The organism is Actinacidiphila sp. DG2A-62, from assembly GCF_035825295.1.
In the GTDB taxonomy this organism is placed as follows: domain Bacteria; phylum Actinomycetota; class Actinomycetes; order Streptomycetales; family Streptomycetaceae; genus Actinacidiphila.
The window spans coordinates 242,303-268,043 of sequence record NZ_JAYMGI010000002.1 but is presented as its reverse complement, the minus strand read 5'-3'; the positions used below and the strand labels follow the sequence as shown (position 1 = coordinate 268,043).

The following is a 25,741-nucleotide window of genomic DNA, read 5'->3' as shown; positions in this document are numbered from 1 at the left end:
GGACCTCGCGGGCCCGGGGCGGAGCCGCTCAGCCGACCGTGACGTGCGTGCCCGCCTGCCGGATGCGGACCAGCTCGGCGCGGTCGGCCTCGTGGTCGGTCACCATGTGGGCGATCTCCGCCAGCGGGCAGATCTTGGCGAAGGTCGCCCGGCCGACCTTGGTGTGGTCGGCGACCACCACCGTGCGGTCGCTGGCGTCGGCGAAGGCGTGGTCGGTCGCCGCCTCCAACTGGTCGTGCGTGGTGCAGCCGTGGGCCGCGCTGATCCCGTCCACGCCGAGGAAGGCGATGTCGGTGTGCACCCCCGCCAGCGTCCGCTCGGCGATCGGCCCCACCAGCTCGTAACTCGCGGTACGCGCGTTGCCGCCCACGACGACCAGCGTGATGTTGCGGTGCAGGATCAACTCCGCCGCGATGTTCACCGCGTTGGTGACCACCGTGAACGGGCCGCGGGCGGCCAGGATGCGGGCGATCTCGGTGACCGTGCTGCCGCCGTTCATGCCCACCACCGCGCCGTCCGGCACCAGCGCCGCCGCCGCGCGCGCGATCGCCTGCTTCTCCGGCCGCAGCCGCTCGGCCCGGTGCTGCAGCGGCACCTCCAGCCCGACCGCCCCGACCTCGGCGCCGCCGCGGGTGCGGCGCAGCAGGTTCTGGCCGCTCAGATGCTGCAGATCGCGCCGGATCGTCGCGCCCGACACGTCCAGCAGGCCGGTCAGTTCGCGGACATCGGCGCTGCCACGCGCGGAGACGTGCTCAAGTATGCGCGCGTGTCGCTCACTTCTCAGCATGCTGGTGAGCATAAGCCCGCGCACAGCCGCACGCCGAGCCCCGGTGAGGAATCAGTCTCGCGCACCGAATGCGCAGGTTCGATCGGTTGACATGACGAAATCTGAGCGCTTAACTCCCTGCAACGCCGGAGGTGAGCACCGGCGTCAGAGGTACGCCTAGCCGGTGGCCGGCCCTCGCGCCGCAAGCCCGGACAAAGTCGCCAGGACCGCTCGTCGGGTCCGAGGCGGGGACGTACCCTCCCCTCACAGGAGCTCGATGATGCGCAACCGCGTTCGTTCCGCTCGCCGTATCAGCGCCCTGGCCGCCCTCGCGGCCGCCGTGATCGCCGTACCGCTCATCACGATCGACCGTGCGGGCGCCGCGTCCGCCGGCGCCGACGCCTCCCCCTCGACCGCCGCGCCGCGCGCGGCCGCGCCGGCCGCCGGGGCCGCCTCCGTCACGCTCCCGCCCGCGCACGCGAACTTCGACTACCAGATCGGCGGCGCCTACACCCCGCCGGCCGGCGTGCGGGTGGTCAGCCGGGACCACGACGACCCGCCGGCCGCGGGCCTGTACAACATCTGCTACATCAACGCCTTCCAGGCGCAGCCGGGCGCCGAGAGCAGCTGGGACTCCGACCTGCTGCTGCGCGACAGCAGCGGCAAGGTGGTCTACGACGAGGACTGGGGCGAGGCCCTGCTCGACACCCGCACCGCGGACAAGCGCACCCGGATCGCCGACAAGGTCGACACCTGGATCGACCAGTGCGCGGCCAAGGGCTACCAGGCCGTCGAGCCCGACAACTACGACAGCTACAGCCGCTCCAAGAAGCTGCTGACCTCCGGCGAGGCGGAGTCGTACATCACCCTGCTGTCGGCGCACGCGCACGCCAAGGGGCTGGCGATCGCCCAGAAGAACACCTCCGAGCTGGCCGGCGACCGCGGCGCGACCGGCCTGGACTTCGCCGTCGCCGAGGAGTGCGGCACGTACGACGAGTGCGGCGACTACACCGACGCCTTCGGCAACCACGTGATCGTCATCGAGTACACGGCCAAGGGCCTCAGCAAGGCCTGCTCCGGCTGGGGCAGCCAACTGAGCATCGTCCGCCGGGACCTGGACGTGTCGCCCGCCGGCAGCTCCGGGTACGTCCGGCAGACATGCTGAGCCGCCGTTTATCCCCCCACCGGCACGACGGCGTCCCGACGCCGCGGCACCGCGACGCCCCGGCGTCCGACGCCTCCTGACGTTCCGCGACGCGCCCTTGTCCGGGCGCGCCGGGAAGGCACCGTCACCCCCGTCCGGTGCGGCGTGCGCCCGCACGCCGGCCGCCGCCGCACCGGACCGGGCCCATCCCATCCGCACGTCGCCCCGGTGGTGATCCCATGCAGCATCGCTCCGCCCGCCCACGCCCCCGCCCACGCGGCGGGACCTCACGCCGTACCGTGCTGCGGGCCGGCGCGGCGGGCGCCACGGCCGCCGCGGCGGCGCCCCTGCTCGCGGCGTGCGGCGGCGACGGCGGCGGGGGCGGCGCAGGCGGGCCCGTCACCATCGAGATGTGGCACGGCCAGACCGACACCGGCCGGGCGGCCATCGAGGCGCTCGTCGCGGACTTCCACCGCACCCACCCTGACATCCGCGTCGACACCGGCGGCGGCGTCCTGTCCGACGCGATGCTGCAGAAGATCACCGCGGCGCTCGCCTCCGGCTCCTACCCCGACATCGCGTACATCTTCGGCTCCGACCTGGCGAGCATCGCCCGCAGCCCCAAGGTCGTCGACATGACCGACACCGTGCGCACCGGGCCCACCGCCTGGGACCGCTTCTGGAAGCCGGCCCGCGACGCGGTCACCGTCAACGGCAAGGTCCGCGCCACGCCCGCGCTGCTGGACTCCCTCGCCGTGGTGTGCAACAAGAAGCTCTTCGCCGCCAAGGGCCTCGACCTGCCCGGACCGGGCTGGACCTGGCAGGACTTCATCGACACGGCGCGAGCGCTCACCGACCCCCACGGCACCGTCTTCGGCACCGGCTGGCCCGGCGCCGGCGACGAGGACACCGTGTGGCGGCTGTGGCCGATGATCTGGGACCTCGGCGGCGACGTCGTCTCCGACGACGGCAAGCACATCGGATTCGAGGACACCGGCGTCAAGGCCCTGGAGACGGTGGCGGCGCTCGCCATGGACCGCAGCGTCTACATCGACCCCAAGCCCGGCAGCGAGCAGATGTACCAGGTGTTCCTGTCCGGCCGGATGGGTATGGTGCCCACCGGGCCCTGGCAGCTGCCCGACATCGTCCAGGCCAAGGTCGACTACCACGTCGCGCCGCTGCCCAGCTACAGCGGCCGGCCGATCACCATCTCCGGCCCCGACACCTGGACCGCGTTCGACAACGGCGAGGCCCGCGTCGCCGCCACCCGGACCTTCCTGACCTGGCTGATGCAGCCCGCCCAGGACGTCCGCTGGGACGTGCAGGCCGGCAGCCTGCCGCTGAGCAAGGCCACCCAGGCACTGCCGCAGTGGACCCGCAAGAGCGAACAGACCCCCGGGCTCTCGGTGTTCACCACCGCGCTGGACACCGCACGGGTCCGCCCCAACCACGCCGCCTACCCGCAGATCTCCGAAGCGCTCGGCCAGGCCGTCACCGGCGTGCTGCTCGGCCGCCGCACCCCCGCGCAGGCCCTGCACGACTGCGCCCGCCAGGCCGACGCCGCACTGCTCATCCCGCGCTGAGGAGGACCCATGCCGCGCCTACCCACCCCGCTCACCCTCCCGCACCAGCGCGAGGACCGGGCCGCCGCCGCGAACGGCGACGACGGCCCCGGCCCCGGACCGGCGAGGACCGGCGACCCGCGCCGCACCTTGCGCCGCCGGCGCCGCTCGGAGTCCGCCACCGCCTGGGCCTTCGTCGCCCCCTCGGTCGCGGTGATCATCGGTCTGTCGATCCTGCCCGTCGTGTGGTCGCTGCTGCTGTCCTTCCAGGCCGACGACCTGGTCACCCCCAGCCGCTGGGTCGGGCTGGACAACTACCGCGCGCTGCGCAAGGACCCGCACTTCAGCCAGGCGGTCGGCAACACCCTGAAGTACACCGCCATGTACGTGCCGCTGAGCATGATCCTCGGCCTGGCGCTGGCCCTCGCGCTGAACCGGCGGATCCGGCTGGTCGGGCTCTACCGCACGCTCATCTTCGTGCCGTTCGTGATCTCGGCCACCGCGCAGGGCGTGCTCTTCTCCTTCATCCTCGACCCGCAGTTCGGCGCGGCCAACTCCCTGCTGCACAAGCTCGGCATCCCCGCGCAGGGGTTCCTCACCGACCCCGGCCAGGCGCTGTACGTGCTGGTGGCGATCTCGCTGTGGAGCGGCACCGGCTTCTGCCTGGTGGTCTACCTCGCTGCGCTCCAGGACGTGCCGCCCTCGCTCATCGAGGCCGCCAAGCTCGACGGCGCCGGCCGCTTCCACCTGCTGCGCCACGTGGTGCTGCCGACCCTCGCCCCGGTCAACGTCTTCCTGGTCATCTGGCAGCTGATCGAGTCGCTCCAGGTCTTCGACCTGGTCTACGTCACCACCAAGGGCGGCCCGCTCGGCTCCACCACGGTGATCGTCTACTTCATCTGGCAGCAGGCGTTCCAGAACTTCACCGCCGGATACGGGGCCGCCGCCGCGTACGTCCTCGCGGTGGTCCTCTTCGCGATCGCGGCCGGCACCCGGGCGCTGCGCCGCCGCGGACCCGCCGGCCCGGAAGGAGCAGCGCGATGACCGCAGCCTCGGCGCCCCCGCGGCCCGTACCCGACACCGGCACGCCCGCCGGCGCCCCGCGCCGCCGGCGGCTGCCGTTCAGCCCCTGGCACCTGGCGCTGGCGCCGCTCGCGCTGCTCTTCGCGCTGCCGCTGGTGTGGCTGCTGCTCAGCTCGGTGATGAGCGACGCGCAGATCAACCGCTTCCCGCCGGCCCTGTGGCCCTCGCACATCGACCTCGGCGGCTACCGCTACGTGCTGGGCAACGCGATGTTCCCGCGCTGGTTCGCCAACTCGCTGATCGTCTCGGTCGCCACCGTCGTCTCCAACCTCGTCTTCGGCGCGCTCGGCGGCTACGCCTTCGCCCGGATGCGGTTCGCCGGATCGCGGCTGCTGCTGGTGACGATGCTCGCCACGATGGCGATCCCGTTCCAGCTGACGATGATCCCGACGTTCCTGGTGATGAAGAAGCTCGGCCTCATCGACACCCTCGGCGCGCTGATCGTGCCGTCGCTGGTCACGCCGTTCGCGGTGTTCCTGCTGCGGCAGTTCTTCCTGTCGCTGCCCCGGGAGCTGGAGGAGGCCGCCTGGATCGACGGCTGCTCGCGGCTGCGGGTGCTGTGGTCGGTGGTGCTGCCGCTGTCCCGGCCGGCGCTGAGCACGGTCGCCGTGCTGACCTTCCTGACCACCTGGAACGACCTGACCTGGCCGCTGATCGCGATCAACCACGACACGCACTACACGCTCCAGCTGGGCCTGACCACCTTCCAGGGCATGCACCACACCAAGTGGTCGGCGGTGATGGCGGGCAACGTGATCACCGTGCTGCCGGTGCTGCTGGCGTTCCTCGCCGCCCAGAAGTCCTTCATCCAGTCGATCACCTCCAGCGGCCTCAAGGGCTGACCGGACCTGCCCCGCGCACCCGTCGCGCGCACCCCGTCGCGCTCGCACCCGCGCACCCGTGCTCCGTCCGCGTCCGTCGAACCCCGCGCCCGCCGGGCCATCGCCCGCCGCCCACACACGGAAGACCACGCCATGCCGCACACCTTCGACCTGCTGGTCGTCGGCGACGCCAATCCCGACGTCGTCCTCGGCCCGCTGCCCGGCCCGCTCGCCTTCGGGCAGCGCGAACAGCTCGTGCCGACCGGCCTGCTCACCCTCGGCGGGTCCGCCGCCATCGTGGCGTGCGGGGCCGCCCGGCTGGGCCTGAAGGTCGCGTTCGCCGGGCGGATCGGCGACGACGACACCGGCGCGTACGTCCGCGGCGCACTGGAGTCCCGCGGCGTGGACACCGGCGCGCTGCGCACCGACCCCGACCTGCCCTCACCGCTGACCGCGGTCATCAACCGCGACGGCGACCGCGCCATCCTCACCGCCGCGGGCACCCTCGCGGCCACCACCGGCGAGGACGTGCCCGAGGACCTGCTCGCCCGGTGCCGGCACGTGCACGCCGCCTCCTACTTCTTGATGCCGGGCCTCGCCGCCGCGCTGCCGCGGCTGTTCGCCGCGGCCCGCCGGCACGGCGCGACCACCTCGCTGGACACCAACGACGACCCGGCCGACGCCTGGGACCCGGCCGGGCTCGCCGCCGTGCTGCCGGTCACCGACGTGCTGCTGCCCAACGCGCAGGAGGCCCGGGCGCTGTCCGGCCTCGACGACCTGGAGGCCGCGGCGGAGCACCTGGCCGCGCGGGGACCGCTGGTGGTGGTCAAGGACGGGGCCGAGGGGGCGCTCGCCCACGACGGGCGCGCCCCGACGCGCACCCCCGCGGTCCCGGTCGAGCCGCGCGACACCGTCGGCGCGGGCGACAGCTTCGACGCCGGCATGATCGCCGCGCTGCTCGCGGGACTGCCCATGAAACAGGCGCTCGCGCTCGCGGCGGCCTGCGGCGCGCTGTCCACCCGGGCGTTCGGCGGCACCGGGGCGCAGCCCACCTGGGACGAGGCGGTCGCCGCCGCCCGCACCGCACCGGCCCGCCGCGGCGACCGCGACGCGGCCGGCGCCGGTCCCGCCGACCCTTCCGACCGGGGCGGCGACCACCGGAACCACCAGATCCACCTGAACCACCGGAAGCAGGAGAAGAGCCAGTCATGACCACCACGAAGATCGCGTTCATCGGCGCCGGCAGCGTCGTCTTCACGCAGGGGCTGCTGGCCGACCTGTTCGCCTTCGACGAGCTGCGGGGCGTGCACATCGCCCTGCACGACATCGACGCGGAGCGGCTGGCCACCGCGGAGGGTGCGGCCCGCCACATCGCCGACCACCTGGGGGCCGCCCCCACCGTCACCGCGCACGCCGACCGCAGGGCCGCCCTGGAGGGCGCGGACTTCGTGATCAACATCGTGCAGGTCGGGATGCGCGAGGCCACCCGCACCGACTTCGAGATCCCGGCCCGCTACGGCGTCCGGCAGACCATCGGCGACACCCTCGGCGTCGGCGGCGTCTTCCGCGCGCTGCGCACCTTCCCGCTGCTGAAGTCGCTGGCCGAGGACATCGCCGAGGTGTGCTCGGACGCCTGGCTGCTGAACTACACCAACCCGATGGCGATGAACGTGCAGTACCTCACCCAGGCCACCGGGCTGACCCGGGTGGTCGGCCTGTGCCACTCGGTGTACTGGACGATGCGCGACCTCAGCGAGCTGGTGGGCGTCCCCTACGAGGAGGTCAACTACCTCGCCGCCGGCGTCAACCACCAGGCGTGGGTGCTGCGCTTCGAGCACGAGGGCCGCAGCCTCTACCCCCGGCTCGACGCGCTGATCGAGCAGGACCCCCAGCTGCGCCGCCGGGTCCGCGTCGACATGTACCGCAGGCTCGGCCACTACCCGACCGAGACCAGCGAGCACAGCTCGGAGTACGTGCCCTGGTACCTCGGCCACGCCGAGGAGGTCGAGCGGCTGCGGCTGCCCATCGGCGCGTACCTCGACATCGTCGACGACAACGTGGCGCAGTACGAGAAGACCCGCGACGCGCTCGCGTCCGGGACCCCGCTGCCGGTGGCCGGCACCATGGAGTACGCGCCGCAGGTCGTGCACAGCGTCGTCACCGGCACGCCCCGCACGATCTACGGCAACGTGCCCAACCGCGGCCTGATCGAGAACCTCCCGGCCGGCGGGACGGTCGAGGTGCCGTGCCTGGTCGACGCCTCGGGCGTGCAGCCGACCGCGGTCGGCGCCCTCCCGCCGCAGTGCGCTGCGCTCAACCGCAACTACCTGAGCATGAACGACCTGGTGGTCCGGGCCGCCATCGAGGACGACCCGCGGCGCATCCGGCAGGCCCTGATGGCCGACCCGGCCACCGCCGCCGCGCTGCCGGTGGAGCGGATCTGGGAGCTGTGCGACGAGATGGTCCGTGCCCACGCCGACCTGCTCCAGCCCGGCCTGCGCGCCGAGCTGGGCAGCTGACGGCGGCACGGACGCGGGGGCTCCCGGCCCGGGACACGCCGTCCCGGGCCGGGAGCCCCCGCCGCACGCGGAGCGCGCACCCGCGAGCGGGGCGCCCTCGCCGGCGGTCAGGGAGACCACCGGCGTGTACGCGGTGCCGGCGTTGAACTCCACCCGCGCCGCGGCCGGCGAGCCGAGCGCGCTCAGCGGCAGCGACCAGGTGTAGGTGGAGCCGCTGATCGTGGTGGTCGGCGCGGTGGCGGACGCGGTCCACGCCCAGCCGGTGGAGGTGCTGCGGTACAGCGCGCCGTTCTCGATCATCCAGTCGGCGCCCAGCGGCGACGCGGACGGCGCCGGGAGCTGGTAGCCGGTCGCGGTGTCGCCGTCGGTGTCGAGGAAGACGTGGTGGAAGCTCTCGGAGCTGTTGAAGGTCGCCTTGAAGACCGCGGTGCCCGAGGAGGCGCACGCGGAGTAGGCGGTGATGGCGCCCGAGCCGGGGGCGGTGGCGCAGGTCGTGCCCCCGCCGCCGGTGGTCCCGCCGGAGCCGCCGGAGCCGGTCGCGCCCGCCTCGGCCAGCTCGTCCGACCAGTAGGCGCCGGTGGGCAGGGTGTCCCACGGGTTCGGCAGGTCGTCGGGGGTGACGTAGAGGTAGCCGGCGTCGCGCTGCTTGCTCAGGGCGACCGCGTTGTCCATGTCGGACTGCGTGGGCGTGTCGTAGACCAGGTGCCAGAACTTGTCGGGGTTGCCGTAGTTCAGCTCCCAGTCGGGGGCCGTCCAGGTCGAGTAGACGCTGTAGGTGTTCTCGAACATCACCAGGACGTCGGCCGCCGCGGCGTAGCACGACTCGGCCGGCGAGCCGGGGTTGTCCACGGTGAAGGCGCCCGGATGGGCCTGCTTGGTGGTGGAGTTGATGCCGGTGTAGAGGTTCACGTGCGCGTCGCCCGAGCCGCAGTCGCCCAGCGCGTCGTCGAAGAAGATGCCGGCCAGGCCCGAGGAGCCGTACCAGGCGTACCAGTTCGCCACGTCGGCGTCGATCTGCGCGGTCCACGCGGCGACGCTGGTCCGCCCGTCGCGGGTGGTGCGGCCGGTGGTGCCGAAGTAGCCGGTGTCGACGTAGCCGAGCACCTTCGCGCCGGCCGCGGACGCGTTGCGCACGGCGGATGCGTAGCCGCTGTCGGCGGCGGTCCCGGGGCCGTTGGAGGGGTTGGCGACCGCGATGCCGACCCGGGAGCCGGCCTGGTCGATCTGGGTCCAGAAGCCGCTGCCCGCGGCGTCCGAGGGGTTGAAGTAGGCGGGCACGGCCAGATGCTGCACGCCGGCCGCCGCACTCGCCTGGCCCGACAGCGCGCCGGACGCGGCGAGCGCGAGCGCGGCGGCCGCGGCCGTGAGGGCCGCGGCGCCGCGTCGCGGGCGCGTGCGCAGGATCGATCGGATGGAGAACACCTGGTTTCCTCTCGACGGTGGGGGGTTGCACGAGCGGGGGAGGTGCACCTCGCGCGAGGGGATGCCGGGCCGTGCCTCAGCCCTTGACCCCGGTGTGCGCGATTCCCTGCACGAACTGCCGTTGCAGGAAGACGAAGACGGCGATGACGGGCAGCGAGGCGAGCAGCGAGCCGGCCATCAGCACGGGGTAGTCGGTCTGGAACTGGCCCTGCAGGGAGGCGAGTCCGGCCGAGAGCGTCATCTTGTCCGGGTCGGTGTTCACCACCAGCGGCCAGAACAGGTCGTTCCACGACCACAGCAGCGCGAGCACCGAGAGGGCGACGAGCCCGGGGCGCACCAGCGGCAGCATCACCGACCAGTAGATCCGCCACGGCCCGGCGCCGTCGATGCGCGCCGCCTCCTCCAGCTCCCTGGGCAGCGCCAGGAACGACTGCCGCAGCAGGAAGACGCCGAACGCGCTGAACATGCCCGGCAGGATCAGCGCCTGGAGGCTGTTCAGCCAGCCCAGGTCGGACATGATCTGGTACTGCGGGATGATGAACAGCTGCGGCGGCACCATCAGCACCGACAGGAACAGGCCGAAGAGCAGCCCCCGGCCGGGGAAGCGCAGCCGGGCGAAGGCGTAGGCCGCCATCGGGCACAGGATCACCTGGCCCAGGGTGCGGGCCAGCGACATCAGCAGGGTGTTGAGGAACTGCCGGCCGAACGGCAGCAGGTCGAAGACCTTGCCGTAGTTGTCCCAGTGCCCGCCGGGCAGCGGCGAGGGCGGCACATGGGTGGCGTCGCTCAGCGATTTCAGCGAGGTGACGAACTGCCAGACGAACGGCGCGACCATCGCCAGCGACGCCGCGATCAGCACGGTGTGCACCGCGAGATGGCGCTGCTGCCTCGGACGGCCGGCTCCGCGGACGTCAGCCATAGTGCACCCACCTCTTCTGCAGCCGGAACTGGAGGGCGGTCAGCGCGATGATGATCAGCAGCAGGACCATCACGATCGCCGCCGCGTAGCCGCGGTCGTTGGTGACGAAGGCCCGGTCGTAGAACAGCTGGACCACCGTCTCCAGGCGCGGGAAGGCCGGGTTGGAGCGCGCCGCGGCGCCGGAGCCCGCCATCACGTAGACCAGGTCGAACAGTTGCAGCGAGCCGATCACCGAGATCACCGAGACGAAGAACGCGGTCGGGGACAACAGCGGCAGCGTCACCGACACGAACTGCCGCAACGGGCCCGCGCCGTCGATCTCCGCGGCCTCGTAGTACTCCTTCGGGATCGCCTGCATGCCGGCCAGGAAGATCACCAGGTTGTAGCCGATGCTGCTCCACACGCCCACCGCGACCAGCGCGTACAGCGCCACCCGCGGGTCGGCGATCCAGTTCGGGCCGTCCACGCCGACCAGCGAGAGCAGGTAGTTGACCAGCCCGTAGTCGCCGTTGTAGAGCCAGCGCCACACCATGCCGACGGCGACCGGCATGGTCACCACCGGCAGGAAGAACAGGGTGCGGTAGACGCCGAGTCCGCGCAGCCCCGGCCGGTTCAGCAGCGCCGCGAAGACGATCGCCAGCGGGATCGACAGCAGCCCGAGCCCGGTGTACGCCAGGGTGTTGACCAGCGCGCGGCCGAACTCGCTGTCGTGGACCATCCGGTGGTAGTTGTCCAGGCCGCTCCACGTGTGGCCGCCGAAGGCGCCCCATTGGGTGAAGGAGAAGTACGCGGTCTGGATCACCGGCCACAGATAGAAGACGGCCAGGCCCAGGCCGGTCGGGGCGATGAAGGCGTAGCCCCACAGCGCCTCGGCGACGCGCTCGCGGCGCCACCGCCGGGGGCGGCCCGGCAGCCGCCCTCGCAGCAGCCCGGTCCGCGGCCGGGCGGCGGCCGCCGGGGACTCCCCGGCGCGCGCGTCGCCCGGGGTGGACGTGAGGGTCATGTCACTCCTTGGCGAGCAGGTCGTCCATCGCCGCGGCCAGGTCCTTCGCGGCCCTGTCCAGCGGCTCCTGGCCGTTCCACGCCTTGGTGAGGTAGGTCAGCTCGGCCTCGTTCCAGGCGGCGGTGTTCTTCGAGACCGGGTACGGCACGCTGTACGGCACCTCGTCGAGGAAGGTCTGCAGGTGGAACTGCGGATGCGCGGCGATCCAGGCGCTCTGGGTGCCGTTGTACGCCGGCATCGCGCCGCTCTTGGCGAGGATCTCGGCGGCCTGACGGGAGCCGAGGAAGTCCACGAACTGCCACGCCTGGTCGGCGTGCTTGGTCCGGGACGACACCACGTTGGCCAGACCGTGGATGATCGTCGCCTGCTTCTCTCCCTTGGGCAACGGCGCGACGTCGACCCGGTCCTTGGTGTAGCTGTTGCCGCCGAACTCCGAGGCGTCCCAGGAACCGCCCCAGTACATCGCGATCTTGCCGGCCTCGAACAGCTGCAGCGGCGCGGTGTCGGTCATCGTCTTCAGGTCAGGCGACTGCTTCTTGGCGATCAGGTCGGTCCAGAAGCGCAGGCCCTGGATGGTCTTGGGGTCCGCGTAGCCCGACTTCTTGCCGTCCGGCGAGATCACGTAGCCGCCGGCCTGGGCGATGGTGTCGTACTGGTACTCCTGGAAGCTGGTCAGCTCCGCGTCGGTGCCGTACTGGCCCTTGCTCGCGTCGGTCAGCCGCGCGGCCGCGTCCTGGAAGTCGCTCCAGGTCCAGCCCGCCTTCGGGTACGGGACCTTGGCCGCGTCGAAGAGCGTCTTGTTGTACCAGACGCCGACGGTGTCCATGTCCTTGGGCAGCCCGTAGTGCTTGCCCTGGTAGGTGTACAGGTCCACCAACTGCTTGGGATAGGCGGTGAGGTCCACCTTGTCCCTGGCGATGCCGTCGTCCAGCGGGCGGATCACGCCGTTGGACGCGTAGAGCTGGAAGTTGGGGCCGTTCATCCAGAACACGTCGGGCGCCGAGCCGCCGGTGGCGGCGGCCTTGAGCTTGGTCCAGTAGTCCGCCCACGGGGTCAGCTCGACCTTCACCGAGATGTTCGGGTGGGTCCGGCCGAACTCGGCGGCCAGCCGCTCCATCGCCGTCTTCTGGGTCGCGTCCCAGACGCCGTACGACAGCGTCACCTTGCCGCCGGACCCGCCGGACCCGCTCGCGTCCGAGCCGCTCCCGCCCGACGAACAGGCCGAGGCGGTCAGCACCGCTCCCACCGCCACCGCACACCACCACGCAGACTTCTTCCGCATACCGGCCCCTCCCGAGGGTTCGCACGCGCCCCGGCGGCGGACCGTCAGCCGGAGTCGTCAAGTGGCATTAATCATGGAGTCCAGGGGAATTAAGTCAAGACCTGGCGGGTTACGAAATCCTCCCGGCGCCGCGCCCGCCCGCTCCCGCCGCTCCCCGCCACGGCCTCGAACCGGCCCGGGACCGGCCCGGGACCGGACGCGGACCGGCCGGAGCGCCCTCAGCCGCGGCGCGCGAAGTCCTCGGGGCCGCCCAGCTCCGGGCGCTCGCGCAACTCCGCGTCCACGTGGTCCAGGGCCAGCCGCAGCGCGCCCAGCGCCACCCCCTCGTCGCCGAACTCCGAGACGCGCACCTCCGGCGTACGGATGCACCAGCGGTCCAGCTCGCGCCGCAGCGGCTCCGCGATCAGGTCCGCCGAACGCGAGAACCCGCCGCCGATCACCACGAGTTCGGGGTCGAGCGTGAGCACCAGCGCCGCGGTGCCGACCGCCACGTCCCGCACGTAGCGGCGCACCACCGCCGCCGCCTTGCGGTCGCCCGCCCGGGCCGCCTCGAACACCGCCTCGGCCGCGGCCTCCTGGTCGGCCGCGCGCCGCCCCGCCGCCGCCCGCGGCTGCTCCGGCGGCCACGCCCGCAGGTGCTCCTGCGCCCTGATCCACCCTGACGCGGGCAGCGCGCCGATCTCGCCGGCCGCGTTGCCGAAGCCCCGGTGCAGCTTGCCGTCGATGATCAGCCCGGCGCCGGTGCGCAGCCCGGCCAGGATCACCACCACGTCCTTGGCGTACCGCGCCGCCCCGCACCAGGACTCGGCGAGCGCGGCCAGCTTGCTGTCGTTCTCCACCAGCACCGGTCCGCCCACCAGCCGGCGCAGGTGCGCCCGCACGTCCACGCCGGTCCACTCCGGCAGCGCCTCGGACAGCATCACCCGGCCGCCGCCGTCCACCAGCCCGGTGGTGGCCGCGCCCGCCGCCCACACCGCGTCGGCGGCGAGCCCGGCGCCCGCCAGCGCGTCGGCCACCGCGCGGTCCAGCGCCGCCAGCCGGTCGCCGCGGCCCATCGCGGGCGCGACGGCGACCCGGGCGCTGTGCAGCACCGTGCCGTCCAGGTCCGCCACCAGCGCGAGGATCTTGTGCCCGCCGATGTCCACGCCCAGCACCCGGCCGGCGTCCGCGCGGAACCGGAACCGCCGCGCCGGCCTGCCCACCGTGCCGGCCGCCGCCGCGACCTCGGCCAGCCAGCCGCGCTCCAGCAGTTCGCGCACCACGTCCTCGGTGGACGCCCGGGACAGCCCGGTCCGCCGGGCCAGCTCGGTCAGCGTCAGCGCGGGCCCGGTGCGCAACGCCCCGATCACCGCGAGCGAGTTGAGCCGCCGCAGCCGGGACAGGTCGCCGCCGCTCGGAGTCTCGGTCACGACGCCCCCTTGAGATCGGTCACCACGCGCCTAATAATGAGGGACTCCTTCGTAAGTACGGGAAAGGACCCCATGTCTCGGGTGACTCTAGCTCTCGTCGGAGCCGGGCTGCGCGGTCGGTCATACGCACGTCACGCGCAGGTCTCCGGCGCCGGGCAGGTGGTGGCGCTGGCCGAGCCCGACCCGGTGCGGCGCGCCGCCGCGGCCGAGGAGTTCGCGGTGCCGCCGGACCGGGTGTACGCCGACTGGTCGCAGCTGGCGGCGGCCGGGAAGGTCGCCGACGCGGCGATCGTGGCCACCCAGGACCGCCAGCACACCGGCCCGGCCGTCGCGCTCGCGGACCTCGGCTACCACGTACTCCTGGAGAAGCCGATGGCCGCGACCGAGGCGGAGTCGGAGGAGATCGCCGAGGCCGCCGAGCGGAACAAGATCATGCTCGCGGTCTGCCACGTGCTGCGCTACACGCCGTACACGCGAGAGCTCAAGCGGATGCTGGACGAGGGCGTGATCGGCCGGCTGGTCAGCGTCCAGCACCTGGAGCCGGTCGGCTGGTGGCACCAGGCGCACTCCTTCGTCCGCGGCAACTGGCGCCGCTCCGACACCTCCGCGCCGATGCTGCTCACCAAGTCCTGCCACGACATCGACTGGCTGGTCTACCTCTTCGGCCGGGCGCCGCGCCGGGTCAGCTCCTTCGGCAGCCTGACCCACTTCCGCGCCGAGGCCGCGCCGGCCGGCGCCGCCGCGCGCTGCACCGACTGCCCGATCGAGAGCACCTGCCCGTACTCGGCCAAGCGCCTGTACCTGGGCTGCCTGGACGACCCGGAGAGCCGCTTCTGGCCGCTGTCGGCGGTCACCGAGGACCACACCGAGGCCGGTGTGCTCGAAGCGCTGCGCACCGGTCCGTACGGCCGCTGCGTCTACGCCTGCGACAACGACGTGGTCGACCACCAGGTGGTCTCGATGGAGTTCGACGACGGCGCCACCTGCTCGTTCACCATGAGCGCCTTCACCCCGCAGGAGCACCGCAGGACCCGGCTGCTGGGCACCCACGGCTACCTGGACGGGGACGGCGTGACCATCAGGACGGTCGACTTCCGCACCGGCGAGGAGGGCCTCGTCGACACCCGCACCACCGCGGGCGCCTCGGCGGCCGACGGCCACGGGGGCGGCGACGAGGCGCTCATGGACGCGTTCCTGGCGGCGGTCGCCGGCGGGGACCGCGGCATCCTGAAGTCCGACGCGGCGGCGAGCCTGGCCAGCCACCGCGTGGTCTGGGCCGCGGAGGAGGCGAGGACCACCGGCACGGTGGTCGCGCTCCCGGAGCCGGTCTAGGAGCGGCCCCGGTCCGGTGCGGGGGAGCGGCCGGCGAAGCCGCCGGGGGCTCATCCCGGGAGCTTCGCCAGCCACTGGGTGAGCAGCCGGTTGACCTCCTCGGGGCGCTCCTGCTGGATCCAGTGGCCGCAGCCCTCCAGGACGGTCGAGGAGGTCAGGCCGGGCAGCGTGGCCGGGAAGGCGGCGATCGCCTCGGACAGCCACGCGGTGGACGCGTCCAGACTCCCGCCGGCGAACAGCGAGGGCTGGGGGATCGGCGCGCCGTCCAGTGCCGCCAGGTCCTGCCAGTCCCGGTCCATGGCCCGGTAGCGGTTCAGCGCCCCGGTCAGTCCGGTCCGCTCGAACTCCCCGGCGTAGAAGTCGAGTTCCCCGGCGCTCAGCCAGGCCGGGAGCGCGCCCGCGGGGAAGCGCTCGCGCAGCGTCCCGCCGCGGGCGACGAAGTGCGGGTCGGGCGCACCCGCACCGGGCATGGTGTCGGCGGACAGCGCGGCGTAGAAACCGGCCAGCCAGCCCCGCACGTCCGGCTCGATCTCGGCCTCGGCGCGGCCCGGCCGCTGGAAGTAGGAGACGTAGAACTCCTCCTCGCCGCCCATCGCGGCGAACACCTCGCCGGGCCGCGGGCCGCCGCGCGGGGTGTAGGGGACGCTGAGCATCCCCACCGCGCGGAAGACCTCCGGCCGCAGCAGCGCCGAGTTCGCCGCGATCGCGGCCCCCCAGTCGTGCCCGACGACCACCGCGCGCTCCTCGCCGAGCGCGTGCACGACGGCCGCGTTGTCCTCGACCAGCTCGGTCATCCGGTAGGCGGCCGGGTCGTCCGGCCTGGACGAGCGGCCGTACCCGCGTACGTCGATCGCCGCCGCGCGGTACCCCGCGGCGGCCAGCGCCGGCAGTTGGCGGCGCCAGGAGTACCACGACTCGGGGAAGCCGTGCACGAGCAGCACCAGCGGTCCTGACCCCTGCTCGATCAGGTGGACGCGTCCGGCGGGTCCGGGTACCAGGCGGTGGGTGGGGTGCGTTCCGGCTCGCTCGGGCATGGCTCTCCTCGGGGGGTGTCGTCCTCCGCCGGCCGGCGCGTCCTCGCGCCCGCGGCGCACGGCGGTGACGGGGCCGATCATGCGCCGGACGCGCGACACGCGCCGACCCCGCTTGCCGTTCCGGCAAAACGCCCCCCGGCCGGCCGTAGAGTCGTCGAACGGCTTGCCGCCGCGGTCCGCCGGCGCGGGAGCGGTCCGCCCGCACCGGGGCGGCCGGGGGAGTGCTGCCAGCGGGAGGGGTGCGTTCAACGTTATAAAATCGGGCCTCGGCCGTTGCGGGAAAGATCCGCACGGCGGCAACGGGCGGGAGCCGGTGGCTCAACACGGGTGGCCGGATCGCCCCTGTCTGCCGCTCGTCGTGTACGTGTCAGTCGAGCGCAGAAGCCGCCGCCGGAGACTTGCGGCGGCCGGATGGCGCTATATAACGTTGTAAAACACATACTCGGGTGTGCGGGCGGTGCCTCCACCCGCACACCCGGGACCCGGTCGGCGGGAAGGAACTCCGTGGGCGCCAGCCTCAAAGACGTCGCGCAGCTGGCCGGCGTGTCCGTCAAGACCGTGTCCAACGTGGTCAACAACTATCCCCACGTCACGCCCGGGATGCGCGAGCGCGTCCAGCGGGCCATCGACGAGCTGGGATACCGGCCCAACCTGACCGCCCGGCACCTGCGCAAGGGCCGCACCGGCATCATCGCGCTCGCGGTGCCGGAACTGGGCAACCCCTATTTCGCCGAGCTGGCCGGCGCGGTCATCGACGCGGCCGCCCGGCACGACTACACCGTGCTGCTCGACCACACCGCGGGCCAGCGGGAGAAGGAGGTCCTGGTCACGCAGGGCTTCCGGGCCCATGTCATCGACGGCCTGATCCTCAGCCCGATCGAGCTGGAGACCTCCGACCTCCTCGGCCGCCGCGACGACGCGCCGCTGGTGCTGCTCGGCGAGCGCGAGTACGAAGCGCCCTACGACCAGATCGCCATCGACAACGTGGCCGCGGCCCGCACCGCGGTGCGCCACCTGACCGGACTCGGCCGCCGCCGCGTCGCCTTCATCGGCGCCCGCAGGGAGATGGCCCGCCGCCCCGCCCACCTGCGGCTGCGCGGCTGGCGCGAGGAGCTGGTCTCGGCCGGACTGCCCTGCGACGAGTCGCTGGTCGCGGCCACCGACGGCTACGGCCGCTGGGACGGCGCCGCGGCGATGAACGCGCTGCTGGACCGCGGGGAGCGCCCCGACGCGGTGTTCGCGTACAACGACCTGATGGCGCTCGGCGCGATGCGCGCCCTGGTCGAGCGCGGACTGCGGGTGCCGCAGGACGTGTCGGTGGTCGGCTTCGACGACGTGGAGGAGGGCCGCTTCTCCACCATCGCGCTGACCACGGTCTCCCCGGACAAGCAGGCCATCGCGCGGCTCGCGGTGGAGCGCGTGGTGGCCCGGCTGACCGGAGCCCAGGACGTCAACCCCGAGCGCATCCAGCCCGGTTACACCCTCATCGCCCGCGAGTCGACGGCCGCGCAGGACGCCTGAGCGCCCGGACCGCGCCGCGCCCGACCTCGCCACCGCACCCCGCGCCCGTTGCGCCTCCGCACCCCGCGCCCCCGCACCCCGCGCCCGCCCTGCCCCCGCACCCCGCGCCCGCCGCGCCCACGCACCGAGCGCCCGGCGCCGGTCTCCCGGCCCCGGGCGCCCGCGTCGCGGGTCCGCGCAAGCTACTCGCGCAGGCTCAGCAGCGCGAAGATCCCGCCGACCACCGGCCGCGCCTGGAAGCCGGACTGCGTCCCGGAGACCGTGTCGTACCAGTCGGAGAACGGCACCCGGGTCGGCGTCGCCGTCGCGAAGTCGTACAGCGTGTCGATCAGCACCTGGCTGATCGGGTGGCCGCGCAGCCACGCCGCGGTCCACATCTCCCAGTCGCCCTTGGTGTACGAGTGGCGGGGGTCGAGCGGCGCGCCGTACTGGTTGACCTGCGTCAGGTACCAGTCGGCCTCCTCCTTGGCCACGGCCGCGGGCACCAGCCCGAGCCCGAGCAGCGCGTCCGGGTAGCCGTTGTACTTCAGGCTCCACGTGCCCGGCTGGTCGTAGGCCAGCTTGAGGTGGTCGGGCGTGGTGTCCTGCGCCTTGGTGACCCACTGCCCGGCATAGTCGCGGGCGGTCGCGCGGTAGCGGGTCGCGTCGGTGGCGTTGCCCGCCGCGGTCGCCACCTGCGCCATCGCGCCGATGCCGAGGATGCCCTTGAGCGCGAGATTGGCGCTGTGCGCGATGAAGCCGGTGAAGTCGTCGGTCTGGTTCTGGTAGCCCGGGTCGAGGGCGTTGGCCACCAGGTAGTCCGCCCACTGCTTGAGGATCGCGTAGTGGTCGGCGGCGAAGGCCTTCGCGGTGGACTTGTCGGCGCGCGCCAGGTAGGCCGCCACCATCAGGATCATGTTGGCCGACTCCTCGACCGGCATGTCCTCCTCGTTGCCGTCGTTGTGGCCCGAGGCGTTGGGGTAGCTGGAGCCCAGGTCGTGCTCGGCGAACTCCTTGGGCCAGCCGCCGTTCTCGGCGTAGTCCAGCAGCGGTTCGAGCAGCAGCCGCAGGTAGGCGGGGTCGGTGTAGAGGAAGACCGGGATCGTCGGGTAGGTGACGTCCACCGAGGAGACGTTGCCGTCGGAGGAGATCTCCTTCAGGAACGCCCACGGCTTCCCGCCCCGGCTGACCAGCTCGGTGGCGCCGTACGCCTGCCGCAGCGCCAGCGCGCACAGCGCGGCGTACTTCGCCCCGCCGGCCGCGGTCGCGTCCCGCTGGATCGCGCGGTCCAGCGCCGAGGTGCGGGCGGCCGCCGCGCGCGTGTCGGAGTGGAAGAAGGCGGCCATCTGCTGCCAGCTGGACCAGTACGACTTCCACAGCGGCGGCAGCTGCTGGCCGAGATAGCTGACCGCCGGCTCGCGGACGTGGCCGACGGACAGCGTCGCGGTGCGCGTGGAGTTGTGCACACTGCCGAGGTCGACGTGGAAGGCGAAGACCGGCCAGCGGTCGTTGATCGCGCGCGGCTGCGCGGAGTCCACGGTGTCGGCCAGCTTGCCGTTGTTGACCGCGGCGGCGCGCACGTCGGTGTCGGCGCCGATCTGCCAGGTCAGCCCCGACTGGTTCGCCGCGCTGAACACCACCGTGCCCCATGAGGCGGTGTCGCCGTTCTCGCTGAGCACCTGCGGGCTGTCCGGCGTGAAGGACAACGATGTCAGGTCAGGGCCTCCGGCCGTTCCGGGCACCTGCTCCTGCGCCCAGCGGATCTTCGTGCCGGAGTTGCCGTGCGCCCACTCGCCGGAGATGTCGAAGTACAGGCTGACGTCGTGCGCCTTGCCGTCGGTGCTGCTCACCTCGGCGGTGATGTACGACATCGGGATCGACTGGCGGCGCAGGTCGCCGGGTTCCACCGGCGACAGGAAGGTCAGGGTCAGCCGCGCGCCGCCGCCCTCCAGGACGTAGCGCGAGCGGGTCGCGGTCAGCGTCAGCGAGCGCTGCACCAGGCCGCGCGGCAGCGGGTGGTTCGGGATGTTGGGCGCGCCGAGGAAGAGGTAGTCGGTGCCGTCGATCCGGGCGATGCCGGTCATGGCGGTGGTGCGGCCGGTCCAGAAGCTCGGCCAGTGGCCGGCCGGCAGGTCGGCCGCCAACCAGGTGCTCAGATACGGCGAGCGCACCGCGAGCGGCACCGCCGGGGGACGCAGCGGGTCGAAGACCGGCAGCGCGGGCGCGTGGCCCGCCGCGGCGGACGGGGCGGAACCCGCCGCGAGCCCGGGCGCGGTGGCGGGCGCGGCCTGCGCGCCGGTGACGGCGCCGGGCAGCAGGGCCACCCCGGCCGCGCCCAGGCCCACCGCACCGGACCTGGCGAGCAGCCCGCGGCGGCTCACGCCGCCGGCGTCGCTGCGGGGCTCGCCGCCGTCGCCGGGGGCGGCGGGCGAGTTGACGGATTCGGACATGACGAAGACCTCCTGAACCTCACGCCGGCCGTCGGCCGGAGCCGGCGGCGGCGTCGTCGGGCATGTGTGATCTCCGCCCGGGCGGTGGCGGTGAGGGTCCGGACGCGACGAGGCGGCCGCGCGTGGCCCGGGGCTCGCGATCGGGGAGCTGCTGAAGGAAGGCGGTGGCAAAGGCGATGCCGATGGCGGGGCGGGCGTCGAGCGCGGCTCCTGGCGGAGGCCGCGGCGGCTCTCGTCGTCCCGCAAGTACCAACGTTGGAAAGCACCGGAATGACAGCACGCCCCCCGCGGCGTTGTCCAGCCCCTGAGCGCCTCCTTCCGTGTCCTTACCTGCTGTTGACTCTTGAGGGGATGCTCGTGGGCCGGTCGGAACGGCACTCACCTGTGGATCTCCCCGCCGCGCGAGGCGCCGGGCCCAACTCCCCGCGGCCGGCGGGTTTCCCGGGCGGCACAGAAATCCTTGCGCGGACGCTTGACAGGTCCTGGCGCGTGCCGCAGGGTCTCTACAACGTTGGAAACCGCGCGGGTTCAGCGACTGCTCCGCGCACCCTCACCTGTCCCCCTCACCGCCTTCTGAGGATGTGATCGGCGCAATGAACGCCATCCCACGCGCCAAGGTTGTAGCAGCCGCGATGATGACCGCCGGCCTCTGCCTGTCCGCCGTCGCCTGCACCAACTCCGGCAACGACTCCTCCGGTTCGCCGTCCAGCAGCGCGTCGGACAACTCCGCCGCCGCCCAGCAGGTGGCCACGCCCACCGACAGCGCGGCGGGCCCCGGGTGCACGTACCAGAGATACGCCGGGGGCGTGCCGAAGCTCGACATCACCGACGGCAAGACCGTCGTCGGGTTCTCGCAGTCGGAGTCGACCAGCAACCCGTTCCGCGCCACCGAGACCAAGAGCATCGAGAACGAGGCCAAGCGACTGGGCGTCAAGCTCATCGAGCGCAACGCCAACGCGGACGTCAACGCGCAGAACTCGCAGATCCAGGACATGATCGCGCAGGGCGCGAAGGTCCTGATCGTGGCGCCGGAGAACTCCGACGGCCTCGGCCCGGCGCTGGCCCAGGCCAAGGCCAAGAAGATCCCGGTGCTCACCATCGACCGCACCGTCACCGGCACCGCCTGCACCGACTTCGTCGCCTTCATCGGCTCGGACTTCTACGGCCAGGCGCAGATCGCCGCGGACGACCTGAACACCGCGACCGGCGGCAACGCCCACGTCGCCATCCTCACCGGCACGCCCGGCAACAACGTCACCACCGACCGGACCAAGGGCTTCCAGGACCAGGTCAAGGCGAAGTACCCGAACATCAAGATCGTCGCCTCGCAGACCGGCAACTTCGCCCAGACCGACGGCCAGAAGGTGATGGAGCAGCTGCTCCAGGCGCACTCGGACATCAACGCGGTCTACGCGGAGAACGACGAGATGGCGCTCGGCGCGATCCAGGCGATCCGCTCGGCCTGCAAGACCCCCGGCAAGGACGTCAAGATCGTCTCCATCGACGGCATCCAGCAGATGGTGCAGAACGTCGCCTCGGGCCTGGCGGTCGCCGACATCGAGACCAACCCGCGGTTCGGTCCGCTCGCCTTCCAGTCGCTGCAGAACTTCTACGGCGCCTCCGGCGTGCAGGACAAGGTGATCATCAAGGACGGCCACTTCACCACGGACAACGCCAAGCAGGCCCTGTCGCAGGGTCTCGTCTACTGACCTGACCGACGCGCCGGACGATGCGGCCGGGCCGGAGGAGACTTCGAGCGCCCTCCGGCCCGGACCCGGCGCTCAGGGCTGTCTGCCGGCAGCCCCGTACGAGGAGGCAGACGTGGTCCAGCAGGACCTCGAACCCCGCGGCGACTCCGTGCTGGAGGTGTCGGGGGTGCACAAGAGCTTCGCGGGCGTGCACGCGCTGCGCGACGTGGACTTCGCCCTGCGGCCCGCCGAGGTGCACGCGCTGATCGGCGAGAACGGCGCGGGCAAGTCCACCCTGATCAAGGTGGTCACCGGCGTCTACCGCCCGGACCGGGGGCGGGTGGTGCTCGACGGGCGCGAGCGCGACTTCCGCAACCCGCTGGAGGCCCAGGCGGCCGGGATCTCCACCATCTACCAGGAAGTCAACCTGGTGCCGCTGATGTCGGTGGCCCGCAACCTCTTCCTCGGCCGCGAGCCGCGCAGGTTCGGCCTGGTCGACGTCCGCCGGATGAACCGCGAGGCCACCGAGATCCTCGGTCGCTACGGCGTGGACGTCGACGTCACCCTGCCGCTGCGCACGCTGGGCCTGGGCGCCCAGCAGATGGTGGCGCTGGCGCGGGCGGTGCAGGTGGACGCCCGCGTGGTGATCATGGACGAGCCCACGTCGTCCCTGGAGCCCCGCGAGGTCGAAACCCTCTTCTCGGTGATCCGCCGGCTGAAGGAGCAGGGCATCGCGGTGGTCTACGTCAGCCACCGGCTGGACGAGCTGTACGCGATCTGCGACCGGGTCACCGTCATGCGCGACGGAGCCGTCGTGCACACCGGCGACATGGCCGGGCTGGAGCGGCTGAAGCTGATCTCGCTGATGCTCGGCCGGGAGATGTCCGCGGTCCGCGACAAGGGCACCACCGCCTTCGACTCCGACCGGCACGAGGCCGGCGCGGAGCGCCCGGTGCTCTCCGCCACCGGCCTGACGGTCCGCCACCGGCTGCACGACGTCTCCCTCGACATCCGCCCGGGCGAGGTCGTCGGCCTCGGCGGGCTACTGGGCGCCGGCCGCAGCGAGACCGCCAAGGCGATCGTCGGCGCGCTGGGCACCGAGTCCGGGACCGTCGAGGTCGAGGGCAAGCCGATGCAGCGGCGCAGCCCCGCGGCCGCGATCCGGGCCGGCGTGGTGATGCTCGCCGAGGACCGCAAGGCCGAGGGCATCATCCCCAACCTCTCGGTGCGCGAGAACATCTCGCTCGCCGCGCTGCCCCGGCTCTCCCGCGGCGGGCTGGTCTCGCAGGCCAAGCAGGACGAGATCGTCCGCTTCTTCATGGAGCGGCTGCGGATCAAGGCCTCGGGCCCGGACCAGAAGGTCAGCGACCTGTCCGGCGGCAACCAGCAGAAGGTGCTGCTCGCCCGCTGGATGTGCCTGAACCCCAAGGTGCTGCTGCTGGACGAGCCGACCCGCGGCATCGACGTCGGCGCCAAGGCCGAGGTGCAGGCGATCATCGACGAACTCGCCGGCGACGGCCTGGGCGTGCTGCTCATCTCCTCCGACCTGGAGGAGCTGATCGAGGGCTCGGACCGCGTGGTGATCCTCAAGGACGGCCACGTGGTGGGGAACCTGGACGGCGAGGAGGTCAGCGAGGAGGGGCTGCTGGCCGCGCTCGCCACCGCGCCGCCGCTGTCGCCCGACGCGACCGAGGAGGAGGCGGCCGAAGCAGCCGAAGCGGCAGAAGCGGCCGAAGCCGCTGGGGCGGCCGGAGCCGCCGCCCCCGCAACCGAAGAAGCGAGCGAGGCCGAGACCTCCGCGCCCGTCAAGGAGAAGCAGCAGCGATGACCTCCCTCACCTGGTCCGGTCCCGCGCTCGACCGCGCGCGGCTGCGGTCCCTGCTCCAGGAGTACGGCGTCTACGGCGCGCTGGTCGTGCTCTTCGTCGTCGCGGTCGGCCTGGACACCTCGTTCGTGCAGATGAGCAACATCCGCGTCCAGCTCTTCCAGGTCGCGCCGACCCTGCTGGTCGCGCTCGGCATGGCGCTGGTGATCGGCACCGAGGGCATCGACCTGTCGGTGGGCGCGGTCATCGCGCTCGCCGCCTCGGTGGTGCCGCTCTACCTCGGCTACGGACTGCTCCCCGCGCTGCTCGCGGCGCTGGCCCTGGGCGCGGTCTCCGGCGCGATCGGCGGCGCGATGGTCGCCTTCGCCCGCATCCAGCCGATCGTCGCGACCCTGTCGCTGATGATCGGCGCCCGGGGCCTGGCCGAGATCATCAACGGCAACTCGGCCAAGCCCGTCACCGAGTCCGCGATCCTCGGCCTCGGCTCCGACAAGGTCCTCGGCATCCCCGAGATGGCCTGGATCGCCGGCATCTGCGCCCTGCTCACCGGGCTGCTGGTGCGGCGCACCACCTTCGGCCGGCAACTCGTCGCGATCGGCGACAACCGCCAGGCCAGCCGGCTGTCCGGACTGCCGGTCCGCCGGGTGCTGATCACCGTCTACGTGATCTCCGGCGTGCTGTCGGCGCTGGCCGGCGTGCTCATCGTCGGGCACGGCGCCGAGGCCGACCCCGCCAACCAGGGCCTGAACATGGAGCTGAACGCGATCACCGCGGTGGTCGTCGGCGGCACCCCGCTCAGCGGCGGCCGGGTCCGGGTGCTCGGCACCGTCGCGGGCGCCCTGTTCATGCAGCTGATCACCGCGGTGCTCACCCAGCACAACGTGCACACCTCGTACACCCAGATCGTGGAGGCGGCGATCATCGCGTTCGCCGTCTACGCCTCCCAGGAGCGTGGTACCCGATGACCTCCGCCGTGCTGCCGCCGCCCGCCACCGCGAAGGCCCGCGCCCCGCGCGCCACGCTCGGCGAGCGGCTCGCCTCCCAGGTGCAGCGCCGCGGCGCGCTGGCCGTCCTGGTCCTGGTGGCGGCCATCGCCTCGGCCACCTCCTCCACCTTCCCGACCTGGTCCAACATCAGCAGCATCCTGGGCAACAACGCCTTCGTGTGGCTGCTCGCGCTCGGCATGACCTTCGTCATCATCACCGGCGGCATCGACCTGTCGGTCGGCTCGATGTACGCGCTCGGCGGAGTGCTCGGCGCCTACGGGTCCACCCACGGCACCTGGCTGGCGATCCTGCTGCCGCTGGCGGTCGGCGCCGCCTGGGGAACGGTGCAGGGACTGCTGGTCGCCAAGGCAGGCATGGCGCCGTTCATCGTCACCCTCGTCGGACTGCTGGGCCTGCGCGGACTGCTGCAGGCCGTCACCGACGAGGGCGCCACCACCTACCTGGTGCCGCAGCACTCCGCCTTCCGCCACCTCGGCTCCGGCGTGTGGACGCCGGTGCTGATCACCGCCGCGCTGTTCGTGCTCGGCGCGGTGCTGCTCACCCGCACCGGCTTCGGCCACACGCTGACCGCGATGGGCGGCAACGAGAACGCTGCCACCCTGCTGGGCCTGCCGGTGGCCCGCGCCAAGGTGCTGGTCTACCTGCTGTCCGGCACGCTGGCCGCCGCCGCGGGCGCGCTCGGCGGCGCCCGGCTCGGCTCCGGCGTGACCACCATCGGCGTCGGCTACGAGCTGACCGCCATCGCCGCGGTGGTCATCGGCGGCACCCTGCTCACCGGCGGCAGCGGGTCCATCGGCGGCACCGCGGCCGGCGTCCTGCTGCTCGCGGTGATCCACAACCTGATCGACCACTACTTCTCGCAGTACGGCTCGGCCTTCACCGACACCGTCAACGGCGGCTTCCTCGCCGTGGTCGTCCTGCTGCAGACCCTGCTCAGCCGCAAGCAGCAACTGGAATGACCGGGGCCGGTCCGCG

Annotated in this window: 21 protein-coding genes and 1 pseudogene; 14 read left to right on the top strand and 8 right to left on the bottom strand. The window is 72.7% G+C overall.

Going from position 1 to position 25,741, the window contains the following annotated elements; all coding sequences use genetic code 11:
- Positions 1 to 28: 28 nt before the first annotated feature.
- Positions 29 to 787, bottom strand: a complete 759-nt coding sequence (locus VSR01_RS01675; RefSeq protein WP_326447508.1) for a DeoR/GlpR family DNA-binding transcription regulator — start codon at positions 785 to 787, stop codon at positions 29 to 31.
- 256 nt (positions 788 to 1,043) lie between these two features.
- Here VSR01_RS01675 and VSR01_RS01670 point away from each other — a divergent pair, with 256 nt between their 5' ends.
- From VSR01_RS01670 to VSR01_RS01635, 8 genes are all read left to right on the top strand, one after another.
- The gene (locus VSR01_RS01670) at positions 1,044 to 1,931 is read left to right on the top strand and encodes an endo alpha-1,4 polygalactosaminidase (protein WP_326447507.1); all 888 of its coding nucleotides are present in this window, start codon (positions 1,044 to 1,046) and stop codon (positions 1,929 to 1,931) included.
- Positions 1,932 to 2,149: 218 nt separating this feature from the next.
- Positions 2,150 to 3,493 carry an ABC transporter substrate-binding protein gene (locus VSR01_RS01665; protein WP_326447506.1) on the top strand — a complete coding sequence of 448 codons (1,344 nt, stop codon included), beginning with the start codon at positions 2,150 to 2,152 and terminating at the stop codon, positions 3,491 to 3,493.
- Positions 3,494 to 3,502: 9 nt separating this feature from the next.
- Entirely contained in the window at positions 3,503 to 4,516 is a 1,014-nt protein-coding gene (locus tag VSR01_RS01660; RefSeq protein WP_326447505.1) for a carbohydrate ABC transporter permease, read from the top strand.
- A complete protein-coding gene (locus VSR01_RS01655; RefSeq protein WP_326447504.1) occupies positions 4,513 to 5,397 on the top strand; it encodes a carbohydrate ABC transporter permease in 885 nt (294 codons plus the stop codon). Before VSR01_RS01660 ends, VSR01_RS01655 begins: the two co-directional genes overlap by 4 nt.
- 132 nt (positions 5,398 to 5,529) lie before the next feature.
- Complete coding sequence (locus VSR01_RS01650; RefSeq protein WP_326447503.1) at positions 5,530 to 6,588, top strand: carbohydrate kinase family protein; 1,059 nt, start codon at positions 5,530 to 5,532, stop codon at positions 6,586 to 6,588.
- The gene (locus VSR01_RS01645; protein WP_326447502.1) at positions 6,585 to 7,895 is read left to right on the top strand and encodes an alpha-glucosidase/alpha-galactosidase; all 1,311 of its coding nucleotides are present in this window, start codon (positions 6,585 to 6,587) and stop codon (positions 7,893 to 7,895) included. The genes VSR01_RS01650 and VSR01_RS01645 overlap by 4 nt, the downstream gene beginning before the upstream one ends.
- Entirely contained in the window at positions 7,843 to 8,100 is a 258-nt protein-coding gene (locus VSR01_RS01640) for a hypothetical protein (RefSeq protein WP_326447501.1), read from the top strand. The genes VSR01_RS01645 and VSR01_RS01640 overlap by 53 nt, the downstream gene beginning before the upstream one ends.
- Entirely contained in the window at positions 8,101 to 8,241 is a 141-nt protein-coding gene (locus VSR01_RS01635; protein WP_326447500.1) for a hypothetical protein, read from the top strand. It abuts the gene before it with no gap.
- Between the two features lie 269 nt (positions 8,242 to 8,510).
- Here VSR01_RS01635 and VSR01_RS37620 read toward each other — a convergent pair.
- The 5 genes and pseudogenes from VSR01_RS37620 to VSR01_RS01610 all read right to left on the bottom strand — a co-directional run.
- Positions 8,511 to 9,173, bottom strand: a pseudogene (locus tag VSR01_RS37620) (spherulation-specific family 4 protein); the annotation flags it as partial.
- Between the two features lie 220 nt (positions 9,174 to 9,393).
- Complete coding sequence (locus tag VSR01_RS01625; protein WP_326447498.1) at positions 9,394 to 10,236, bottom strand: carbohydrate ABC transporter permease; 843 nt, start codon at positions 10,234 to 10,236, stop codon at positions 9,394 to 9,396.
- On the bottom strand, positions 10,229 to 11,239 hold the full coding sequence (locus VSR01_RS01620; protein ID WP_326447497.1) for a carbohydrate ABC transporter permease: 1,011 nt from the start codon (positions 11,237 to 11,239) through the stop codon (positions 10,229 to 10,231). The genes VSR01_RS01625 and VSR01_RS01620 overlap by 8 nt, the downstream gene beginning before the upstream one ends.
- A 1-nt stretch (position 11,240) precedes the next feature.
- On the bottom strand, positions 11,241 to 12,521 hold the full coding sequence (locus tag VSR01_RS01615; protein WP_326447496.1) for an ABC transporter substrate-binding protein: 1,281 nt from the start codon (positions 12,519 to 12,521) through the stop codon (positions 11,241 to 11,243).
- Between the two features lie 218 nt (positions 12,522 to 12,739).
- Complete coding sequence (locus VSR01_RS01610) at positions 12,740 to 13,930, bottom strand: ROK family transcriptional regulator (RefSeq protein ID WP_326447495.1); 1,191 nt, start codon at positions 13,928 to 13,930, stop codon at positions 12,740 to 12,742.
- Between the two features lie 72 nt (positions 13,931 to 14,002).
- On the opposite strand from VSR01_RS01610, the gene VSR01_RS01605 reads away from it, so the two are divergent.
- Positions 14,003 to 15,262 (top strand): Gfo/Idh/MocA family protein, encoded by a 1,260-nt coding sequence (locus tag VSR01_RS01605; protein ID WP_326447494.1) that lies wholly within the window; start codon positions 14,003 to 14,005, stop codon positions 15,260 to 15,262.
- Positions 15,263 to 15,312: 50 nt separating this feature from the next.
- On the opposite strand, the gene VSR01_RS01600 is transcribed toward VSR01_RS01605, so the two are convergent.
- On the bottom strand, positions 15,313 to 16,296 hold the full coding sequence (locus VSR01_RS01600) for an alpha/beta fold hydrolase (protein ID WP_326447493.1): 984 nt from the start codon (positions 16,294 to 16,296) through the stop codon (positions 15,313 to 15,315).
- A 504-nt stretch (positions 16,297 to 16,800) separates the two neighbouring features.
- On the opposite strand from VSR01_RS01600, the gene VSR01_RS01595 reads away from it, so the two are divergent.
- Positions 16,801 to 17,817, top strand: a complete 1,017-nt coding sequence (locus VSR01_RS01595) for a LacI family DNA-binding transcriptional regulator (protein ID WP_326447492.1) — start codon at positions 16,801 to 16,803, stop codon at positions 17,815 to 17,817.
- 182 nt (positions 17,818 to 17,999) lie between these two features.
- Here the strand turns inward: VSR01_RS01595 and VSR01_RS01590 are convergent, their stop codons facing one another.
- Positions 18,000 to 20,246, bottom strand: coding sequence for a glutaminase family protein (locus VSR01_RS01590; RefSeq protein WP_326447491.1), 2,247 nt, complete (start codon positions 20,244 to 20,246; stop codon positions 18,000 to 18,002).
- Between the two features lie 593 nt (positions 20,247 to 20,839).
- On the opposite strand from VSR01_RS01590, the gene VSR01_RS01585 reads away from it, so the two are divergent.
- The 4 genes from VSR01_RS01585 to VSR01_RS01570 all read left to right on the top strand — a co-directional run bounded on the left by VSR01_RS01585 (position 20,840) and on the right by VSR01_RS01570 (position 25,725).
- Positions 20,840 to 21,955 carry an ABC transporter substrate-binding protein gene (locus VSR01_RS01585; protein ID WP_326447490.1) on the top strand — a complete coding sequence of 372 codons (1,116 nt, stop codon included), beginning with the start codon at positions 20,840 to 20,842 and terminating at the stop codon, positions 21,953 to 21,955.
- Between the two features lie 112 nt (positions 21,956 to 22,067).
- The gene (locus VSR01_RS01580) at positions 22,068 to 23,762 is read left to right on the top strand and encodes a sugar ABC transporter ATP-binding protein (protein ID WP_326447489.1); all 1,695 of its coding nucleotides are present in this window, start codon (positions 22,068 to 22,070) and stop codon (positions 23,760 to 23,762) included.
- Entirely contained in the window at positions 23,759 to 24,724 is a 966-nt protein-coding gene (locus VSR01_RS01575) for an ABC transporter permease (protein ID WP_326447488.1), read from the top strand. The genes VSR01_RS01580 and VSR01_RS01575 overlap by 4 nt, the downstream gene beginning before the upstream one ends.
- Complete coding sequence (locus VSR01_RS01570; RefSeq protein ID WP_326447487.1) at positions 24,721 to 25,725, top strand: ABC transporter permease; 1,005 nt, start codon at positions 24,721 to 24,723, stop codon at positions 25,723 to 25,725. Before VSR01_RS01575 ends, VSR01_RS01570 begins: the two co-directional genes overlap by 4 nt.
- The last annotated feature ends 16 nt before the right edge of the window (positions 25,726 to 25,741 follow it).

Excerpts from the sequence above, each read along its gene's own strand:
- VSR01_RS01675 (WP_326447508.1), bottom strand. The coding sequence starts at position 787 with ATGCTGAGAAGTGAGCGACACGCGCGCATACTTGAGCACGTCTCCGCG.
- VSR01_RS01670 (WP_326447507.1), top strand. The coding sequence starts at position 1,044 with ATGATGCGCAACCGCGTTCGTTCCGCTCGCCGTATCAGCGCCCTGGCC.
- VSR01_RS01665 (WP_326447506.1), top strand. The coding sequence starts at position 2,150 with ATGCAGCATCGCTCCGCCCGCCCACGCCCCCGCCCACGCGGCGGGACC.
- VSR01_RS01660 (WP_326447505.1), top strand. The coding sequence starts at position 3,503 with ATGCCGCGCCTACCCACCCCGCTCACCCTCCCGCACCAGCGCGAGGAC.
- VSR01_RS01655 (WP_326447504.1), top strand. The coding sequence starts at position 4,513 with ATGACCGCAGCCTCGGCGCCCCCGCGGCCCGTACCCGACACCGGCACG.
- VSR01_RS01650 (WP_326447503.1), top strand. The coding sequence starts at position 5,530 with ATGCCGCACACCTTCGACCTGCTGGTCGTCGGCGACGCCAATCCCGAC.
- VSR01_RS01645 (WP_326447502.1), top strand. The coding sequence starts at position 6,585 with ATGACCACCACGAAGATCGCGTTCATCGGCGCCGGCAGCGTCGTCTTC.
- VSR01_RS01625 (WP_326447498.1), bottom strand. The coding sequence starts at position 10,236 with ATGGCTGACGTCCGCGGAGCCGGCCGTCCGAGGCAGCAGCGCCATCTC.
- VSR01_RS01620 (WP_326447497.1), bottom strand. The coding sequence starts at position 11,239 with ATGACCCTCACGTCCACCCCGGGCGACGCGCGCGCCGGGGAGTCCCCG.
- VSR01_RS01615 (WP_326447496.1), bottom strand. The coding sequence starts at position 12,521 with ATGCGGAAGAAGTCTGCGTGGTGGTGTGCGGTGGCGGTGGGAGCGGTG.
- VSR01_RS01605 (WP_326447494.1), top strand. The coding sequence starts at position 14,003 with ATGTCTCGGGTGACTCTAGCTCTCGTCGGAGCCGGGCTGCGCGGTCGG.
- VSR01_RS01600 (WP_326447493.1), bottom strand. The coding sequence starts at position 16,296 with ATGCCCGAGCGAGCCGGAACGCACCCCACCCACCGCCTGGTACCCGGA.
- VSR01_RS01590 (WP_326447491.1), bottom strand. The coding sequence starts at position 20,246 with ATGTCCGAATCCGTCAACTCGCCCGCCGCCCCCGGCGACGGCGGCGAG.
- VSR01_RS01585 (WP_326447490.1), top strand. The coding sequence starts at position 20,840 with ATGAACGCCATCCCACGCGCCAAGGTTGTAGCAGCCGCGATGATGACC.
- VSR01_RS01575 (WP_326447488.1), top strand. The coding sequence starts at position 23,759 with ATGACCTCCCTCACCTGGTCCGGTCCCGCGCTCGACCGCGCGCGGCTG.
- VSR01_RS01570 (WP_326447487.1), top strand. The coding sequence starts at position 24,721 with ATGACCTCCGCCGTGCTGCCGCCGCCCGCCACCGCGAAGGCCCGCGCC.